Below are 17,091 nucleotides of genomic sequence, written 5' to 3'. Positions count from 1 at the left end.
GTTATTTCAAGCGATATTCAGCACTGCGAGCGTGCGCCTGCAAGCCTTCGCCATATGCCAGGGTGGCGGCAATCTTGCCCAGTGTTTGCGCCCCGGCGGATGACACCATAATCAGGCTGGAACGCTTCTGAAAGTCATACACTCCCAATGGCGAACTGAAACGCGCGGTACGTGAGGTTGGCAATACATGGTTAGGCCCGGCACAATAATCGCCCAGCGCTTCACAGGTATCGCGCCCCATAAAAATCGCACCGGCGTGTTTGATGTGTTTGCTGAATGCCAATGCATCATCCATAGACAACTCCAGGTGTTCAGGGGCAATGAAGTTACAAATCTCAGCCGCTTCGGCCAAATCTTTCACCTGAATCAAGGCGCCACGGTTTTGTAATGAAGTGCGGATAATGTCCTGGCGTGGCATGTCGCCAACCTGGCGCTCAATACTCGCCTGCACCTGGTCAAGAAACTCAGCACTTGGTGACAGCAAAATCGCTTGCGCCAATTCATCATGCTCGGCCTGGCTGAACAAGTCCATCGCTGTCCAGTCTGGATTGCTCTGGCCATCACTGATAACCAGAATTTCTGACGGACCGGCCACCATATCAATGCCAACCACGCCAAATACACGGCGCTTGGCAGCAGCCACATAGGCATTGCCTGGGCCAACAATTTTATCGACTTGCGGCACGGTCTCGGTGCCATAAGCCAAGGCGCCCACTGCTTGCGCGCCACCAATACAAAACACGCGATCCACACCACACACAGCGGCGGCGGCCAATACCAATGGATTCTTCTCCCCATTAGGCGTCGGCACCACCATCACCAACTCTTGCACGCCAGCCACTTTGGCAGGAATCGCATTCATGAGTACCGACGAAGGATAAGCCGCCTTACCCCCTGGTACATAGAGGCCAACGCGGTCCAGCGCGGTCACTTGCTGACCCAGCAATGTACCGTCGGCTTCAGTATACTGCCAGGACTGCATCACTTGTTTTTCGTGGTAGCTGCGCACGCGGTCAGCGGCCGCCTGCAAAGCCTCACGTTGCACTGCTGGCAAGCCATTTAAGGCTGCATGCAATTCCGCTTGCGGGATTTCCAACGCCGCCAGACTGGTGGCGTTGGTTTTATCAAAACGATTGGTGTATTCGAGTACCGCTGCATCGCCACGTGTTTTCACATCCTTAAGGATATTGGCAACCACTTGGTCGATATTGTCATCCTGCGCGGTTTCAAAAGCTAACAGCGCTTTTAATTCAGCATCAAAACCTGCGTCCTGCGTATTTAAACGTTTAATCTTCATAGATCTCTGTCAGTTAATCTTTTCGAATAGCGGCTAATTTTTTTGAATAGCACCAGCAAAACTGTCAATAATCGGTTGCAACAACGGACGATTGACCTTGTAAGAAGCCTGATTGACGACCAGGCGCGAGCTGATCGCACCGACCTCTTCCACCGCTTTCAGCTTGTTGGCACGCAAGGTGCCGCCCGTGCTGACCAGGTCGACAATCGCATCCGCCAAACCCACCAACGGGCCCAACTCCATGGAACCATACAGCTTAATTAAATCCACATGCATGCCTTTGGCGGCAAAATGCTCGCGTGCCGTTTTGACATATTTGGTAACCACTTTCAGGCGCGCGCCCTGACGGATGCTGGCTTCGTAATCGAAATCCTCACGCACCGCCACCATCATTTTGCAACGCGCGATATTGAGGTCCAGCGGCTGGTACAAACCTTCGCCGCCATGTTCATCCAGCACATCCTTGCCAGCAATGCCCAAATCCGCTGCCCCATATTGCACATAAGTGGGTACATCGGTCGCACGTACAATAATCAGACGCACATCTGCGCGATTGGTTGGCAAAATCAGCTTGCGCGAAGATTCGGGATCTTCCAGCGCCTGTATGCCAGCGGCTGCTAACAGTGGCGTGGTTTCCTCAAAAATGCGCCCTTTGCTGAGTGCAATAGTAATCATGATTAGTTCGATCTGCGCACTTTGGCGCCCAGTTGATTCAGTTTCTCTTCCAGCTTTTCGTAACCGCGGTCCAGATGATAAATGCGGTCAATCACGGTTTCGCCATCCGCCACCAAGCCAGCTAACACCAGGCCAGCAGACGCACGCAAATCAGTAGCCATCACATTGGCACCTTCCAGCGCGGAAACCCCTTGCACCATGGCGGTATTACCCTGCACATCAATATTGGCGCCCATGCGCTGCAACTCCTGCACATGCATAAAGCGGTTTTCGAAAATGGTTTCGATCACCGTACACACGCCTTCTGCCACCGTATTCATGGCCATAAACTGAGCCTGCATATCGGTTGGGAAAGCCGGGTGCGGTGCCGTACGCACATTGACCGCTTTCAATTTGCCAGTACTTTTGACCGTGATGCTATGACTGTCATGACTGATATTCGCCCCGGCTTCACGCAGCTTCTCAATCACTGCTTCCAGCAAATCAGCGCGGGCATTTTTCAAAGTCACTTCGCCACCTGTCATCGCGGCAGCCACCATATAAGTGCCTGCTTCAATACGGTCGCACACCACATGGTGCTGCGCGCCGGTCAGGCGCTCCACGCCCTCAATCGTAATGGTATCGGTACCCGCACCAGTGATCTTGGCGCCCATTTTATTCAGGCATTCCGCCAGGTCAACGACCTCAGGTTCCTTGGCAGCGTTCTCCAGCACCGTGGTCCCTTGCGCCAGCGCAGCCGCCATCATCAGGTTCTCGGTACCGGTGACGGTGACCATATCCATATAGTATTTGGCGCCTTGCAAACGGCGGTTTGGCAAATGCAAGGTGCTGGCCTGGATATAGCCATGCGTAATATGCATGGCAGCGCCCATGGCTTGCAGCCCCTTGATATGCAAATCTACCGGCCGTGAGCCGATGGCACAGCCACCTGGCAGGGAAACACGCGCCGTGCCGAAACGAGCCAGCAACGGGCCCAGTACCAGAATGGAGGCGCGCATGGTTTTCACCATTTCATAGGTCGCTTCAAACGAAGCCACGTCGCTGGCATCCAGCGTGACCTGATCGCCGTCCTTGCTGACTTTCACACCCATTGTATCCAGCAACTTGAGCGTCGAGGCGACGTCGCGCAACTCAGGCACACCGGTTAAGGTAAAAGGGGTTTCTGCCAGCAGCCCGGCACATAAAATCGGCAACGCGGCATTTTTGGCGCCAGAAATCACCACTTCGCCATGCAGCGGCACGCCGCCTTCAATAATCAGTTTGTCCAAAATTACGCTTTCGACAACAGGGTTTGCAGTTCACCGCTTTGATACATACTACGCATAATATCGGCACCACCAATAAATTCGCCATCAACATAGAGCTGCGGAATCGTTGGCCAGTTAGCGTATTGCTTGATCCCTTCGCGGATATCCATGTCTTGCAACACGTCAATCGCCACATACTCGGCACCACAGGCGCTCAAGATTTGCGCAGCCACGCTGGAAAAACCACATTGTGGGAATTTCGGGCTACCTTTCATATACAACACCACTTTGTTATTGCTTACCGTGTCTTTAATTTGTGCTTGTGCATCCATGTTGACTGACTCCAAATATTCATTAAAACGCTAGGCTTGCTGTTGCTGCCATTGCGTCGGGGTATAGGTTTGCATAGACAGCGCGTGAATCTCGGCACGCATGCGGTCACCCAATGCCGCGTAGACCAATTGATGCTGCTGGACCATGCGCTTGCCTTCAAATGCCGGGCTGACGATCACCGCATCAAAATGGGTGCCGTCATCGCCATTCACTTTCAGGTAATCGCATTCCAGTCCACTGCGGATGTATGCTTCAAGTTGCGCTGCTGTTAACACAAAACCTCACTTATTCAACAAAATACAGAGGGACGAGGCAGGAAGCTGTTTCCTGTACCTATCCGCTAACTGCGTAATTTATAACCGGATTTTAACATCTTTAGGCATAGCCACGCCAATGCTAGCAAGAAGCTGCCGACAACCGCGAGGCTGAGCCAGGGAGAGACATCGCCATGGCCAAAGAAGCCGTAACGGAAGCCATCGATCATGTAGAAAAACGGATTCAATTGCGACACAGCTTGCCAGAACGGCGGCAAGGAGTGAATCGAGTAAAACACGCCGGACAAAAAGGTCAGCGGCATAATGACAAAGTTCTGGAAAGCCGCCATCTGGTCAAACTTGTCCGCCCAGATGCCGGCGATAATGCCAAACGTACCAAGCAAGGCACTGCCCAGCAAGGCAAACGCAATAATCCAGCCCGGATACACGGTGGGCACGCTGACAAAACACAGAGCCACCAGATAAATGCTCAAACCAACCAGCAAACCACGGATCATGGACGCCGCCAGGAATGCAGCAAAGAATTCAAGTGTATTAATCGGCGTCAGCAGTAAAAAGACAATATTACCCATCACCTTGGACTGGATCAGGCTGGATGAACTGTTGGCAAAGGCATTTTGCAACAAGGACATCATCATCAGGCCTGGCACCAGAAAAGCGGTATAACTGACCTGGTCGTAGACTTTGACGTGCGACTCCAGCACATGCGAAAAAATCAGCAGGTATAACAATGCGGTCAGGATGGGCGAAGCGACGGTTTGGAACGCCACACGCCAAAAGCGTAACAGCTCTTTTTTAAACAGCGTATAAACACCACGCCAGCGCGGGCTGACTTTGTCATCCAGCCAGAAGAAAGGATTTAGCCATTTCATGCTAAGGCCCCTTTCTGGTTACCGACCAGATTCAAGAACACGTCTTCCAAATCCGCCTCCTGCAATTGCATATCCTGAATGGCCACATTGGCTTCACGCAAGACGCTTAAGACCATTTCAACCTGTGACAACTCGGATAATGCCAGTACCACTTCATCCCCATTCTGTTGCTTGAGCAAAGACTGCAGTGGCGTTGGCAACGGGCCAGTTAGGCGTAAAGAAAGCTGTTTGGCGGCATGGCTCTTCAGCAATGCACGCGTGGTATCCAGCGCGACGATCTTGCCATGCTTCATCATGGCCACGCGCTCACACAAGGCTTCGGCCTCTTCCAGATAATGCGTGGTCAAAATAATGGTATGCCCTTGCTGATTGAGCTTTTGGATAAACGCCCACAGCATTTGCCGCAACTCGACATCCACGCCGGCCGTGGGCTCATCAAGCACAATCACTGGCGGCTTATGTGCCAAAGCTTGTGCGATCAACGCCCGGCGCTTCATGCCTCCAGACAATTTACGCATATTGGTATGCGCTTTATCGGTGAGGCCCAGGCCTTCAATCACTTCGTCGACCCAGGCATCATTTTCAGGGCCATGGCCAAAATAACCGGCCTGGAAGCGCAACATTTCACGCACATTAAAAAACGGGTCAAACACCAGCTCTTGCGGTACCACACCCAAGGCGCTACGCGCACGCTGATAGTCGGTTTGTACATCATGGCCCATGATGCGGATACTGCCACTAGTAGGCTGCAACAAACCCGCCAGCAGGTTAATCAAAGTCGACTTGCCCGCGCCATTCGGGCCCAGCAAAGCAAAAAACTCGCCTTGCTCAATGCGCAAATCGACCCCTCGTAGCGCTTCGAACTCGCCAAAGCGCTTGGTAATGCCTGAAATTTCTATGGCTGCAGCCACGTATGACCTTTCGCTATCCCACAAAAAACGAAACCCCACCTCGTCAGAGCTGGGGCTGTTAGACTGGATTTTCAACTAACTCAACAAGAATCCGTCGACACCGTAAAGTTGCATCAAACTTCGCAGATTTTCCGGTACCCCAATCACTGACATTGCCCCAGGTTCGGTATGCTGATGATTAAGCTGCCGCTGAATTTCCAGAATCAGGCTGACGGCGACCGTATCGACCTCATCTACCTTTGTAAAATCCAGGGTTAATGGTGACTCAAGATGCAACGTTTGCAAATGATTCAGGGTTTCGCTGACATTCGTAATCAGCAAGTTACCACTGAACTGCAAAGTGTTTTCCTGTTGCGTAATTTGAGCCACAAAATTCTCCAAAGATGCCTGAATGCGATCCAGGTAATTACTTACCGCTTGCCGCCTTGTTTTTATCGGCCAGTTTTTTCGTCAAACTGTCCAGACCATTCTGGCGGATTTCCTGTGCAAACTGGCTACGGTAATTGGTAACCAGGCTCACACCTTCAATCACGATATCAAATACTTTCCAGTCATCCGCTTTTTTACCCAGGCTGTAATCCACACTGATCGGATCGCCACCAGATTGCTGGATCGCAGTTTTAACCGTTGCAGTGTCAGCACCGGCTTCCATACGGAAAGGCTTGTATTCAATGGTTTGATTTTTATACTTGGACAAAGCAGTAGCATATGTACGCAACAACAGTGTCTTAAACTCAGCCTGGAAAGCGGTTTTTTGCTCAGGAGTCGCATTGGTCCAGTTTTTACCCAGCACCAGGCGAGACACTTTTTCAAAGTCAAAGTTAGGCAGGATTTTTTCTTCTGCCAAGGCAAAAATCTTTTGCTGGTTGCCGGCCTGGATGTCTTTGTCATTCTTAATGACTTCAATCACATCGTCCGCCGTCTTTTTCACCAGTTGATCCGGCGTTATGCCAGCCATTGCCACACCGCTTACCAGCCATATGGCAACTGCCATCCACCACTTTTTCATTGTGTTCCCTTTACCAATTGATTAAGTTACTTACCAATTTTGTCCAATGGACTTGCATCTAACGCATCACCTGTCGATTCGGTTGATGTAGATGCTGTTGTACTCGGTTTGTCATCGCTTTCGGTTGCCTTGCTGTAAAGAAACTGGCTAATCAGTTTTTCCAACACCACGGCATCCTGTGTTTGAGAAATCTTGTCGCCGTTCTTCAGGCTAACTTCGTCACCACCAGCTTCCAGACCAATATATTGCTCACCCAGCAAACCGGCTGTATAGATATTGGCAAACGTATCTTTAGGAAAGTTGTAGCGCGTGTCGATGTTCAGACTCACGACGGCTTCATAAGTTTTAGGGTCAAACACAATTTCACTCACGCGACCAACCACTACGCCAGCACTTTTCACTGGTGCGCGTGGTTTGAGACCACCAATATTCTCAAAGTTCGCAGTCACCAGATAAGTCTGGCCGATACTGCTGGTCGTCAGATTGCCTACTTTCATTGCCAAGCCAAGTAACGCTGCAAAACCGAGCGCGACAAAAATGCCTACCCACAAATCAATTGTTGTTCTTTCCATTGTTTATTCCCCGCGAGTCACCGTGCGTTCCAATTGCTAAACAGCAATCATGAACGACGTTAAGATAAAATCCAGCCCCAACACGGCCAGTGATGAAGTCACGACCGTTCTGGTCGTTGCACGGCTCACACCTTCCGCTGTTGGCGGTGCGTCATAGCCTTCAAACAAGGCAATCATGGTACATGCCACCCCAAACACCACACTTTTGAATACGCCATTCAAAATATCGAATTCCCAATCGACGTTGGCCTGCATTTGCGACCAGAATGCGCCTGCATCGACACCGATTAATGGCACAGCCACCAGGTAGCCACCCAAAATACCGACCATGGAAAATAAAGTTGCCAGCACCGGCATGGCAATCACGCCTGCCCAGAAACGTGGCGCAATCACGCGCGCGATCGGGCTCACCGCCATCATTTCCATGGCTGACAATTGCTCGGTGGCCTTCATCAAACCAATCTCTGCGGTAATCGCAGTGCCTGCACGGCCAGCGAACAACAACGCGGTCACTACCGGACCGAGCTCGCGCACCAGTGCCAAGGCGACCAGCACACCAATGGCTTCCGAAGAGCCATATTTCTGCAAGGTGTGATACCCCTGCAATGCCAGCACCATGCCAACAAAAAAGGCCGAAACGAGGATAATAATCAGCGACAATACGCCGGTGAAATACACTTCACGGATAGTCAATCTAAAACGGCGAAAGCTTTCACCGGAAGAAATCAAGGTCAGCCAGAACAAACGGCCGCCAGCACCCAGCCGCCAGATTTTATTGATACAGCCTGCGCCCAGCTTACTGAACAGGCGCTTCAATTTATGCAATACCATTAACGCGCACCTCTCAACAAACTGGCGTGATATTCAGGCGCCGCATAGTGGAATGGCACTGGGCCATCTTTTTCACCATGCACAAACTGGTGTACAAACGGTAACTCGGAATTGCGCAAATCGTCTGGCGTGCCTTCAGCAGCAACCACACCATCTGCCACAAAATAAACATAATCAGCAAACTGGAAAGTTTCTTCCACATCGTGCGTCACGATAATTGAAGTAGCACCCAAAGCATCATTCAGGCTGCGAATCAAATCACAAATCACCGCCATCGAAATCGGGTCTAAACCGGCAAACGGTTCGTCATACATAATAATGCTGGGATCCAGCGCAATTGCGCGGGCCAGCGCAACGCGCCGTGCCATGCCGCCAGAAAGCTCAGTTGGCATCAAGGCATGTGCACCACGCAAACCCACCGCGTTCAATTTGAGCAACACCAGATCACGAATCATGCTTTCAGGTAAATTGGTATGCTCGCGCATTGGGAAAGCCACATTTTCAAACACGGATAAATCCGTGAACAAGGCACCGTGTTGAAACAGCATGCCCATTTTGCGGCGTAAGCGGTAAATGCCTTCACGGTTTTGTTGGTGCACAATCTCACCGCCAACCTGCACCTGGCCTTTGGTTGGCTTGAGTTGACCACCGATCAGGCGCAGCAAAGTGGTCTTGCCACTGCCGCTACCGCCCATAATGGCAACCACCTTGCCTTTAGGAAAGGTCATATTGATGCCTTTATGCAACAATCGGCCTTTATACCCGAAAGACAGGTCTTGGATTTCTACAATTGCGTTTGCCATAGGAAGTGGGTGGTGTAAAACGGCTACCATTCTAAAACAGAATGTGTCTCAAACGTTGAATGTATCCGACATAAAACAAAAAGCCTGAAAATCCAGGCCTTTTGTTACAAATTTATGTTGTATTCTACACTAAAAACTCATGCAGACTAAATAAGCCGTACCGGCAGCCGGCGCGGCCACGCCCGTACCTGGCGTGCCATTCACCACGATGCGCATCACGCCGCTATTACCCACGCCATCATCCATCATGGTATCCAGCTGTAGCGCGTATCGCCCAAGAATGGCATCAGAACACATGGCGTGCGCAGTATTAAAGGTACCGTTAGTGACGGCCGCCAGATCGGCAACGCTGGTCACCCCCAGCTGCCCGCCTTCACTATTGCGGGGGGCATATTGCGCACTGGTGGTATCTGTCGTGCCGGTGGCTAATCCCGCCAATCGTAAGTGCTGCCATAGCAAAAATGACTCATCCGTGTTGGTGCTTGAATTCCAGCCGCCTTGAATCAAGCCGTTCTGCACCTGTCCATTGGTACTTGCATTCGTACCAGCGACATGGGTATCTGCCGAACGATCATCTCCGGGCAAGGTACGGAACCTGTCCTGATATCCATAAAAGTAAGTGGGTATGTTTCTGAAATCACTGGCCAGACTTTTTACCTTGGCATTGGCAATCAATTCCTGCCCTCGCATGACACCCGCGAGTAACAACCCTGCAATCACCAGCACAATGGCCAATTCAATCAAGCTAAATCCTAATTGCTTTTTCATTTTGAATCCTCCTGATACCGAATCATTGTAAGAAGTATTACCTTGCCGGCATCAGCATCCATTCGATGCCGACCTAACAATATTAACATTAATTAATAATTGTTAACATTATCCCAGTGAGAAATTCAAGAGAAATATAAAGAAAACGGGCAGATGCATACGCATCTGCCCGCGGATAAAGCAGCACTTAATAGTTAAAGCGTGCCGTAGGAATGCAGGCCGCTGAGGAACATATTCACACCAAGGAAGGCAAAGGTCGTGACCAGCAAACCGACCAGCGCCCACCAGGCCAACACAGTGCCACGCAAGCCCTTCATTAAGCGCAAGTGCAACCAGGCGGCGTAATTCAGCCAGACAATCAGCGCCCAGGTTTCTTTAGGATCCCAGGACCAGTAACCACCCCAGGCTTCAGCTGCCCACATCGCACCCAGAATGGTGGCAATGGTAAAGAAAGCGAAACCAACGGCAATTGCCTTGTACATCAAATCATCCAGCACATGCAATGCTGGCAGGCGGCTGGCCAGCACACCATGCTTTACCAGCAGATAAGCACCGGCCACCATGGCCGCTAGCGAGAATGCACCGTAACCAATAAAGTTAGCCGGCACGTGTATCTTCATCCAGTAACTTTGCAAAGCAGGCACCAAGGGTTGAATCTCGTTGGCATGGCGGTCAAAGGTATACCAGAGGATAAAACCCACCGCAGCGTTAATCACCACCAGTACAAATCCGCCTAATTGACGCGTATTGAACAGTTTTTCGTAGTGCAAATACAGCAAAGAGGTAATCAGGCAAAACAGGATAAATACTTCATACAAATTGCTGATCGGGATATGGCCAACATCCGGCGCAATCAGGTAAGACTCATACCAGCGCACCATCAGGCCAACAAAACCAAACAAAGTGGCAGCCCAGGTAAGTGCGGAGGCAACTTTTGCCGTAAACACCGACTTCTGGAACAGCGCCAGCCAATAGGTCAGCATGGCCAGTACAAACAACACGTTCATCCACATGACAGCAGACTGGCTGGCAAGCAAAAATTTGAGCAGAAATTGCTGGCTACCATTGGCCAGGTCGCCCTGATAGCTATAGACCCCGACTAGACTCAATACCGCAATCCCCAGTACCAGCCGCGCAATCGCCGACCAGCGCCAGCCCAGGTAACTGAACAAGGCCACCGCGCCAAACAAAAAGCTGACTTCATAGACATCCATAAAGCCGGCATACCGCTGGTAAGAGAAAATCCCGCCGGCCAGCAACAACACGGCGTAAATCCAGTCAAATTTGCTTAATGATTGCCAAAACGATGTTGGCTTTACTAATAATGATGTACTCATCACATTCCCCTCTTCATTCCGTCAGGCAGCCGCTTGCAGCAGCGCAGTCAATTGCTGTTGCACACGTGCAAAATCCTGGTCCAGATCCATATTTTTACGGTTAGACGACATTGCCAGCAACACCTCTTGCTGTGCAGGTTTGATCAATAACCATAGACGACGTTCCTTAATATAGAACATGGAAAAAATACCCAGTACCAGCATCACCGAACCAAAATACACCCAGTTTTGACCAGGAGAACGTGTTAACTGAAAACCGCTGGCCTGTTTAAGTGTGTAATTCTTGAGCTGGAAATAATAGGGCGTGCCATAAAAGAACAAGTCATTCATGGCATTCAAGCTATCCTGGATAAACATCACCGTCTCCTGGGTTTCAGGTGCCGGTGGCAACTGGCGCTGGGCACGACTCATTTGATAGCCTTGCAATGCAGCCCGGTTGAGTAGTTTCAAATACGTTTGTGCTGCCTGCTCGCGCTGGTCTTTCGGCACTGCGCTTTCAATAATACGCGACAACTCACTGTACCCGCCTTGCTTGAACGTCACCAGCAAATGTTGCAGGCTTTGCTCAAACTGCGCCTTTAATGCGGCATTGTCACCCGGCATCTGTTTAGCTACCTGGCTAGCAATCTCACGTATCGCCTGCTCGTTACGCAGCGTCTGGCGCAAGTGCATAAAGCCGTTGATTTCCAATTCAGCATCCGCCGGAATGCGCAGGTACTTGAATTCATCCTGTACCGTCTCACGCATACCAGAGACAAAATAAGCCCGGCCATCCAGTTGCAATGGCTGCATATAACTCATGTACTCGCGTGCCTGGCCGCTGGCATTACGCAGCTTCAAGGTGGTATTGGGGCCAACATTATGTGGCTTGCCTTTACCATCGGCAGACAAATTCAAAATATTAAACTGGCGGAACTCGTTAAACTCCACCGTCATTTTTTGTGCGCCGTCGCCTAATGAGCCTTTTTGCGACACCACCCCATCAATATTAAACCCGTCCTGGTTGCTGGCGGCCAAATCCCATAATTTGAATTTGAGCTCCGAGCCACCATCCTGGAAGTCAGACTGATAAATGGCGATGCCTTTATAGGTATAAGGATGATTGACGCGTATCGTGGTTTCGATAGGTTTGCTCAACTCAGGATCGGTGATGACGATATCGCTCTCAAACGACTTCGGCATGCCGGTCGCATAATGCTCAATGCGGAAATCTTTCAGCGCCACAGTGAATGGCAGGTCTTGCACCAGATAGCCGTCACGCACACGCACAAACGCCACATTGTCATGCTCGCCTTCCGGCAGCGTCATATTGGCCCGGAACGACAGGTTATTGACGCCCAAACGGCTTTCTGCCGGCACTTTGCGCGAAGAAATATCACGCGTTTCGATTTTCTTCCAGCCGAGCAGCTCTTGTACCTTGAATGGCAAATTACCATCCAGCAAACCGCCAAAACAGATCACGACAATCGCTGCATGGGTAAAAATATAGCCCAGGCGCTGGTGTGTACCCAGCTTGGCGGCGATCAATATATCGCCATTATCTTGCTGGCGGGTTTTAAAGCGATAACGCTCTATGCTTAAAAACTCACTGAATTGCGTTTGTAATGCCGCAGCTGGCTGCACTGTCGCCAAACTGGCCTGATGACCAAACAAACGCAGCGATTTTTCAGTGGCGTGCTCTTTATATACTTGCCACTCTTTGACCATCAGTGGTGCATTACGGATGACACACAAGGTGGTCGATACCACTAGAAATAGCAGAATGAGTAAAAACCAGGCCGCATGATAGACATCCAGCAAACCCAGCATTTCAAACAATTCGAACCAGAACTGGCCAAATTTAACGATGTAATTGGTATAAGGCTCGTTTTGCTTGAGCACGGTACCAATAATCGAGGCCACACCCAACAGCGTCAACAGGCTCACAGCAAAGCGCATTGAGCTCAATAGCTCATACACACGCTGCGATAAGGAAATGGGAGCTTTCAAAACGATCTCTTTAAAATTGACTAGTTAAGGTTGGGCACGCGATGATCGCCATACAACGCAAGACGCGCAGTTGTGGACGACATCCACCGTAAAAGGTTGCCTAGCCCTACAGTAAAAATAGCCCTACAGTAAAAAAGGTGGCCGCAGCCACCTTTTTTCAATCAGCAACGACTAGCGCAGACCTTGAATGTAATCTGCAACTGCTTGCATCTCGGCATCGCTCATTTTTGCCGCGATGGTCATCATCATTGGCGCATTCGCGCGCTCACCGGTACGGAAAGTTCTCAGCTGTTGCAAAGTGTAGTCAGTGTGTTGACCCGCTAAGCGTGGAAACTGTTTTGGCAATCCAGCACCCGTCGCACCATGACAGGCCGCACAGGCTGGCACCTGGGTCGCCGCAATACCACCGCGGTAAATTTTCTCGCCCAAAGAACCCTTGCCATTGCTTTTTGATTTAGCCAGTTTAATGCTTTGGCTGGAGAAATATTTCGCCAGGCCTTCCATGTCTTCCTGGCTCAACGCCCCGGCCATACCGGCCATCACCGGGTTAGCACGCGTGCCATCTTTAAAGTTGCTCAACTGCTTGAGCAAATATTCTGGATGCTGGCCCGCCAATTTCGGGTTGGTGGTAATCACGCTGTTACCGTCGGCACCATGACAGGCCGCACACACGTTTTGCACAATCTTTTCCGGCCCATTCACCACTGGCGCGGCTTCCGCTGAGGCAGCTTCCTCAGCGAATACTGGCTGCATACCCATCGCCAGCAGCACAAACAATCCTGCTTTAAAACTCTTTAACATCATTTTATGCCCCAACATTTTATTCTGCGCCATTTTATCAAACAAACCTTGTTCGTGATAGCATGCACAGCTGAATAGTCCATAAAACCTTGAGGCAACTCAACTCCATCATGCCAGTTTTTCAAAACGCCCGCTTTCACCTGTCGGCACATCATCTGCGTGACCTTCCGCCTGCCAGTGGCATCGAAGTCGCTTTTGCCGGACGCTCCAATGCGGGCAAATCCAGCGCATTAAACACCCTGGCCAACCATAACCGGCTGGCCTTTGTCAGTAAGCAACCCGGCCGCACGCAACTGATTAACTTCTTTACGCTGGGCGACGACAAACACCTGGTCGATTTACCCGGTTACGGCTATGCCAAAGTGCCCGAGGCCATGCGCATGCATTGGCAAAATGTATTGTCACGCTACCTCAGCGAACGCCAAAGCCTGGCCGGATTGGTATTAGTGATGGACAGCCGCCATCCGCTCACACCGCTAGACAGGCAAATGCTGGACTGGTTTTGCCCTTCCGGCAAACCGGTGCATGTCCTGCTGACCAAGAGTGACAAATTATCACGCAGCGAATCCAGCATCCTGATCGGCAAAGTGCGCAAAGAATTGCAAGAAGGCTGGGGCGAAAAAATCACCGTGCAACTCTTCTCCAGCCTGAAGAAGCAAGGTGTCGATGAGGCAGAAAAAGTACTTGGCGAATGGTTTTTCGGCAACGATGCCGACGCGCAGGATGAACCAGCTGCCAGCGAATAAAAAAAGCAGACATCAGTCTGCTTTTTTTATTCTACGCATCAGCCATTAAACCCGCTTAAACACCAAATCCCACACGCCGTGGCCTAACTTCAGGCCGCGATTCTCGAACTTGGTTAACGGGCGGTAAGACGGTTTTTCAGCATAATCTGTCGCTGTATTTTGCAGTTGCGTTTCGCCTTGCAATACTTCCAACACCCACTCGGCATACTCCTGCCAATCAGTCGCCACATGGATGTAAGCGCCCGCTTTCAATTTGGAGCATAACAACTGCACAAACTCCGCTTGAATCAAGCGGCGCTTATGGTGACGCTTCTTGTGCCACGGATCCGGGAAGAAAATATGCACACCATCCAGCGAAGCGTCCGCCAGCATATTCTGCAGCACCTCAACAGCATCATGCTGAATAATACGGATATTGCTGATATCACCTTCTTGCATCAACTTGAGCAGACTACCGACACCAGGCGTATGCACCTCTACCGCAAGGAAATCACAGTCGGGCAAGGTTTGTGCAATCTTTGCCGTGGCATCACCCATCCCAAAACCGATTTCGAGAATCTTTTTGCTCTCGGTGCGGCCAAAAGCCTGACTCACATCCAGCGCTTGATCGGTATATTCAATACCGAATGTCGGCCAAGCCGTTTGCAAGGCCCGCTCCTGGCCTTTGGTCAAACGCCCCTGGCGTAAGACAAAACTACGGATGCGGCGCTGGTAAGGCGCTTCGGAAGATTCTGGGGTTGGGTCGATTTCGGTCATGGGGCGCATTATACTTTAGAGCACATATTTTCTGCATATGGGGATTTGATACATAAGCCCTTTCGCCTTGTAGGCGAGTTACTTTTTTTGCTTGCCCCAAAAAAGTAACCAAAAAGAGGGCACCCAGCCATCACGGCCTGCGGCTCCCTTGCGTTGCTCAACAAAATAAGCGGTCACGAAACTCGCCCTAGCAGCTTGCACACCCCGCAAGCTGCCGCGGAGCTCAAACAGTCGCTCCCTTTTTCCTTATTTTGTCTCCGCTACTCAGCGTGATGGAATGGGATTTATCTCGCCAAACTCACATCGTAGAAGTTTGAACAGTTGAAAAACCAATTGATTTATAAAAGTCACGAATGGTGGCGCTCGCTTGGTGTTCGGGGCCCCCATCTGCCGCGCCGAGCAACGCAGGGTTGGCGGGAGTCTTCGGCCATCGGCTGTCCGAGTTCCGCAACAAGCCACGTCTTGTGTGGCTTGTCAGGGCGAGTTTCGATGGACGCCCGGCAAACCGAGTAGCGCAGGAATCAAGCGGAAGCTGGGGTGCATTTCTTTTGGTTACTTATTATTTGGGCAAGCAAAGAAAAGTAACTCGCTGTAAAAGCGAAACACAACGTCACATCAAAGACCTAAAGAATTACCTTCTACGCCAAATCAAAAAAACAACCATTACAACAGATGCCGCTTATCCCCCTGCAAAAATCCCATCAACGGCAATGTCAGCCCTTTACTCAACGCCAAGACTTTAAACAACTCCCCCATCTCCGCCGGAGATAGCAATTTTTGCACCGCCGCCACCATAGGCAAATAGCGCGCACTCTCTTCTGGCGGCACCTGTTGCAGCAACTGCAAAATACCGCAGTTGATTAAGAACTGCGCCTGATTGGTATATCCCGCACAATCCAGTCCATGCGCCACCGCGACTTCCGCCATCGCAGTAAAATCAACATGTGCAGTGATATCCTGCAGGCCGGGATAGATCAATGGATCATCATGCGCGTAATGTTGGTAATGACACATCAATGTCCCCTGCGCACGTTGCGGATGGTAGTACTCACTTGCAGCAAACCCGTAGTCAGACATCAATACCAGGCCACGCACCAACATGGTAGCAAGGCTGGCAATCAAACCTTGCGCGGCCGGGCACACTTCGGTGATATACCCGTCAGGTAAGTGGTGCGTATCAATTGCCGCCACCAGTGACAGCTCTTGCAGCAGTTGTGTTTGCCACACTAATTGCTGATCAAACCCAATACCGCGCTCCAGCCACTGCCCGGCTCGCCATTCAACCACATGCACAGGAATGGCATCCAACACCTCATTACCGACCACAACGCCAGTCAATGTCTCTGGCAACGCATCCAGCCACTGCAGGCGAGAATATAAGGCTGCTGGCAATATACTTTGCAGGTATTCTTGCTGCCGCTGTCGCAAGTTAGCGCTTACCTCAAGAATAAAATAATGCTGCGGTAGCTGCTCCAGCTCTGCCAGCCGCAGCAGTAAGCCTGCCGCCAATTTACCCGTACCAGCCCCTAGCTCCAGCACATTGCCCGCAGTCGTCTGCAGCACCGGCGCGACCTGGTTGGCAAGCGCCTGCGCAAACAATGGCGAAATTTCCGGCGCGGTGACAAAATCGCCACCAAGACCGAACTTATTGGCATCGCCGCTGTAATAGCCAAGGTGGGGGGTATAAAGTGCCATCTGCATATAGTCGGCAAATGAAATCCAGCCGCCTTGCTGCTGCACCCGCTGCTGAATGTATGCAAGTAGCGTGTCGCTGTGTTGTTGCGCCGCGGCATCCAGTGCCGGTAATCGAGAAGAATTCGGTTGAGCAGTCATTCAGCCATTATAATGTGACCAGTCCAGAATAAAGAG

19 protein-coding genes are annotated in these 17,091 nt (G+C 50.9%); 1 reads left to right on the top strand and 18 read right to left on the bottom strand.

Features of this window, described 5'->3' with window-relative positions; genetic code table 11:
* Nucleotide 1: 1 nt before the first annotated feature.
* The 16 genes from hisD to OH31_RS08860 all read right to left on the bottom strand — a co-directional run bounded on the left by hisD (nt 2) and on the right by OH31_RS08860 (nt 13,723).
* Nucleotides 2-1,297, bottom strand: a complete 1,296-nt coding sequence (hisD, locus tag OH31_RS08935) for a histidinol dehydrogenase (RefSeq protein WP_024930459.1) — start codon at nt 1,295-1,297, stop codon at nt 2-4.
* A gap of 33 nt (nt 1,298-1,330) precedes the next feature.
* On the bottom strand, nt 1,331-1,972 hold the full coding sequence (gene hisG / locus OH31_RS08930; protein WP_019881182.1) for an ATP phosphoribosyltransferase: 642 nt from the start codon (nt 1,970-1,972) through the stop codon (nt 1,331-1,333).
* A 2-nt stretch (nt 1,973-1,974) separates the two neighbouring features.
* Complete coding sequence (gene murA / locus OH31_RS08925) at nt 1,975-3,240, bottom strand: UDP-N-acetylglucosamine 1-carboxyvinyltransferase (RefSeq protein ID WP_024930458.1); 1,266 nt, start codon at nt 3,238-3,240, stop codon at nt 1,975-1,977.
* A 2-nt stretch (nt 3,241-3,242) separates the two neighbouring features.
* Nucleotides 3,243-3,551 carry a Grx4 family monothiol glutaredoxin gene (grxD, locus tag OH31_RS08920; protein WP_019881180.1) on the bottom strand — a complete coding sequence of 103 codons (309 nt, stop codon included), beginning with the start codon at nt 3,549-3,551 and terminating at the stop codon, nt 3,243-3,245.
* Between the two features lie 30 nt (nt 3,552-3,581).
* Nucleotides 3,582-3,827 (bottom strand): BolA family protein, encoded by a 246-nt coding sequence (locus OH31_RS08915; RefSeq protein ID WP_024930457.1) that lies wholly within the window; start codon nt 3,825-3,827, stop codon nt 3,582-3,584.
* A 65-nt stretch (nt 3,828-3,892) separates the two neighbouring features.
* Nucleotides 3,893-4,699 carry an ABC transporter permease gene (locus OH31_RS08910; protein ID WP_019881175.1) on the bottom strand — a complete coding sequence of 269 codons (807 nt, stop codon included), beginning with the start codon at nt 4,697-4,699 and terminating at the stop codon, nt 3,893-3,895.
* Nucleotides 4,696-5,610, bottom strand: a complete 915-nt coding sequence (locus tag OH31_RS08905) for an ABC transporter ATP-binding protein (protein ID WP_024930456.1) — start codon at nt 5,608-5,610, stop codon at nt 4,696-4,698. The genes OH31_RS08910 and OH31_RS08905 overlap by 4 nt, the downstream gene beginning before the upstream one ends.
* A gap of 75 nt (nt 5,611-5,685) precedes the next feature.
* Nucleotides 5,686-5,979, bottom strand: a complete 294-nt coding sequence (locus OH31_RS08900) for a lipid asymmetry maintenance protein MlaB (protein WP_232411244.1) — start codon at nt 5,977-5,979, stop codon at nt 5,686-5,688.
* Nucleotides 5,980-6,016: 37 nt separating this feature from the next.
* Nucleotides 6,017-6,619, bottom strand: coding sequence for a phospholipid-binding protein MlaC (locus OH31_RS08895; protein ID WP_024930455.1), 603 nt, complete (start codon nt 6,617-6,619; stop codon nt 6,017-6,019).
* Nucleotides 6,620-6,645: 26 nt separating this feature from the next.
* Complete coding sequence (mlaD, locus tag OH31_RS08890; RefSeq protein WP_019881171.1) at nt 6,646-7,191, bottom strand: outer membrane lipid asymmetry maintenance protein MlaD; 546 nt, start codon at nt 7,189-7,191, stop codon at nt 6,646-6,648.
* A 36-nt stretch (nt 7,192-7,227) separates the two neighbouring features.
* Nucleotides 7,228-8,022, bottom strand: a complete 795-nt coding sequence (gene mlaE / locus OH31_RS08885; RefSeq protein WP_019881170.1) for a lipid asymmetry maintenance ABC transporter permease subunit MlaE — start codon at nt 8,020-8,022, stop codon at nt 7,228-7,230.
* A complete protein-coding gene (locus OH31_RS08880) occupies nt 8,022-8,825 on the bottom strand; it encodes an ABC transporter ATP-binding protein (RefSeq protein WP_019881169.1) in 804 nt (267 codons plus the stop codon). Before OH31_RS08880 ends, mlaE begins: the two co-directional genes overlap by 1 nt.
* A 129-nt stretch (nt 8,826-8,954) precedes the next feature.
* A complete protein-coding gene (locus tag OH31_RS08875) occupies nt 8,955-9,593 on the bottom strand; it encodes a type II secretion system protein (RefSeq protein ID WP_024930454.1) in 639 nt (212 codons plus the stop codon).
* Between the two features lie 194 nt (nt 9,594-9,787).
* Nucleotides 9,788-10,930 (bottom strand): c-type cytochrome biogenesis protein CcsB, encoded by a 1,143-nt coding sequence (ccsB, locus tag OH31_RS08870; protein ID WP_024930453.1) that lies wholly within the window; start codon nt 10,928-10,930, stop codon nt 9,788-9,790.
* A 21-nt stretch (nt 10,931-10,951) separates the two neighbouring features.
* Nucleotides 10,952-12,868 carry a cytochrome c biogenesis protein ResB gene (locus tag OH31_RS08865; RefSeq protein WP_024930452.1) on the bottom strand — a complete coding sequence of 639 codons (1,917 nt, stop codon included), beginning with the start codon at nt 12,866-12,868 and terminating at the stop codon, nt 10,952-10,954.
* Between the two features lie 222 nt (nt 12,869-13,090).
* Complete coding sequence (locus OH31_RS08860) at nt 13,091-13,723, bottom strand: cytochrome c (RefSeq protein WP_024930451.1); 633 nt, start codon at nt 13,721-13,723, stop codon at nt 13,091-13,093.
* A 107-nt stretch (nt 13,724-13,830) separates the two neighbouring features.
* Between OH31_RS08860 and yihA the strand changes: the two genes are divergently transcribed.
* Nucleotides 13,831-14,466: a ribosome biogenesis GTP-binding protein YihA/YsxC gene (gene yihA / locus OH31_RS08855; protein ID WP_019881164.1), complete on the top strand. Its 636-nt coding sequence runs from the start codon at nt 13,831-13,833 to the stop codon at nt 14,464-14,466.
* Between the two features lie 45 nt (nt 14,467-14,511).
* Here the strand turns inward: yihA and trmB are convergent, their stop codons facing one another.
* The gene (trmB, locus tag OH31_RS08850) at nt 14,512-15,222 is read right to left on the bottom strand and encodes a tRNA (guanosine(46)-N7)-methyltransferase TrmB (protein ID WP_024930450.1); all 711 of its coding nucleotides are present in this window, start codon (nt 15,220-15,222) and stop codon (nt 14,512-14,514) included.
* Nucleotides 15,223-15,885: 663 nt separating this feature from the next.
* On the bottom strand, nt 15,886-17,055 hold the full coding sequence (locus OH31_RS08845) for a class I SAM-dependent methyltransferase (RefSeq protein ID WP_024930449.1): 1,170 nt from the start codon (nt 17,053-17,055) through the stop codon (nt 15,886-15,888).
* Between the last annotated feature and the right edge of the window lie 36 nt (nt 17,056-17,091).

Origin of the sequence: Methylophilus sp. OH31 (genome assembly GCF_000576615.1) — a bacterium.
Classification (GTDB): Bacteria; Pseudomonadota; Gammaproteobacteria; order Burkholderiales; family Methylophilaceae; genus Methylophilus.
Note: the sequence above shows the minus strand (reverse complement) of the source record. Positions and strands in the feature narration are given on the sequence as shown.

What these genes read in the sequence shown, in the direction of transcription:
- grxD (WP_019881180.1), bottom strand. Translation starts at nt 3,551, where the DNA reads ATGGATGCACAAGCACAAATTAAAGACACGGTAAGCAATAACAAAGTG.
- trmB (WP_024930450.1), bottom strand. Translation starts at nt 15,222, where the DNA reads ATGACCGAAATCGACCCAACCCCAGAATCTTCCGAAGCGCCTTACCAG.
- hisG (WP_019881182.1), bottom strand. Translation starts at nt 1,972, where the DNA reads ATGATTACTATTGCACTCAGCAAAGGGCGCATTTTTGAGGAAACCACG.
- OH31_RS08845 (WP_024930449.1), bottom strand. Translation starts at nt 17,055, where the DNA reads ATGACTGCTCAACCGAATTCTTCTCGATTACCGGCACTGGATGCCGCG.
- yihA (WP_019881164.1), top strand. Translation starts at nt 13,831, where the DNA reads ATGCCAGTTTTTCAAAACGCCCGCTTTCACCTGTCGGCACATCATCTG.
- OH31_RS08875 (WP_024930454.1), bottom strand. Translation starts at nt 9,593, where the DNA reads ATGAAAAAGCAATTAGGATTTAGCTTGATTGAATTGGCCATTGTGCTG.
- OH31_RS08860 (WP_024930451.1), bottom strand. Translation starts at nt 13,723, where the DNA reads ATGATGTTAAAGAGTTTTAAAGCAGGATTGTTTGTGCTGCTGGCGATG.
- OH31_RS08880 (WP_019881169.1), bottom strand. Translation starts at nt 8,825, where the DNA reads ATGGCAAACGCAATTGTAGAAATCCAAGACCTGTCTTTCGGGTATAAA.
- mlaE (WP_019881170.1), bottom strand. Translation starts at nt 8,022, where the DNA reads ATGGTATTGCATAAATTGAAGCGCCTGTTCAGTAAGCTGGGCGCAGGC.
- OH31_RS08910 (WP_019881175.1), bottom strand. Translation starts at nt 4,699, where the DNA reads ATGAAATGGCTAAATCCTTTCTTCTGGCTGGATGACAAAGTCAGCCCG.
- hisD (WP_024930459.1), bottom strand. Translation starts at nt 1,297, where the DNA reads ATGAAGATTAAACGTTTAAATACGCAGGACGCAGGTTTTGATGCTGAA.
- ccsB (WP_024930453.1), bottom strand. Translation starts at nt 10,930, where the DNA reads ATGAGTACATCATTATTAGTAAAGCCAACATCGTTTTGGCAATCATTA.
- OH31_RS08865 (WP_024930452.1), bottom strand. Translation starts at nt 12,868, where the DNA reads ATGCGCTTTGCTGTGAGCCTGTTGACGCTGTTGGGTGTGGCCTCGATT.
- OH31_RS08895 (WP_024930455.1), bottom strand. Translation starts at nt 6,619, where the DNA reads ATGAAAAAGTGGTGGATGGCAGTTGCCATATGGCTGGTAAGCGGTGTG.
- mlaD (WP_019881171.1), bottom strand. Translation starts at nt 7,191, where the DNA reads ATGGAAAGAACAACAATTGATTTGTGGGTAGGCATTTTTGTCGCGCTC.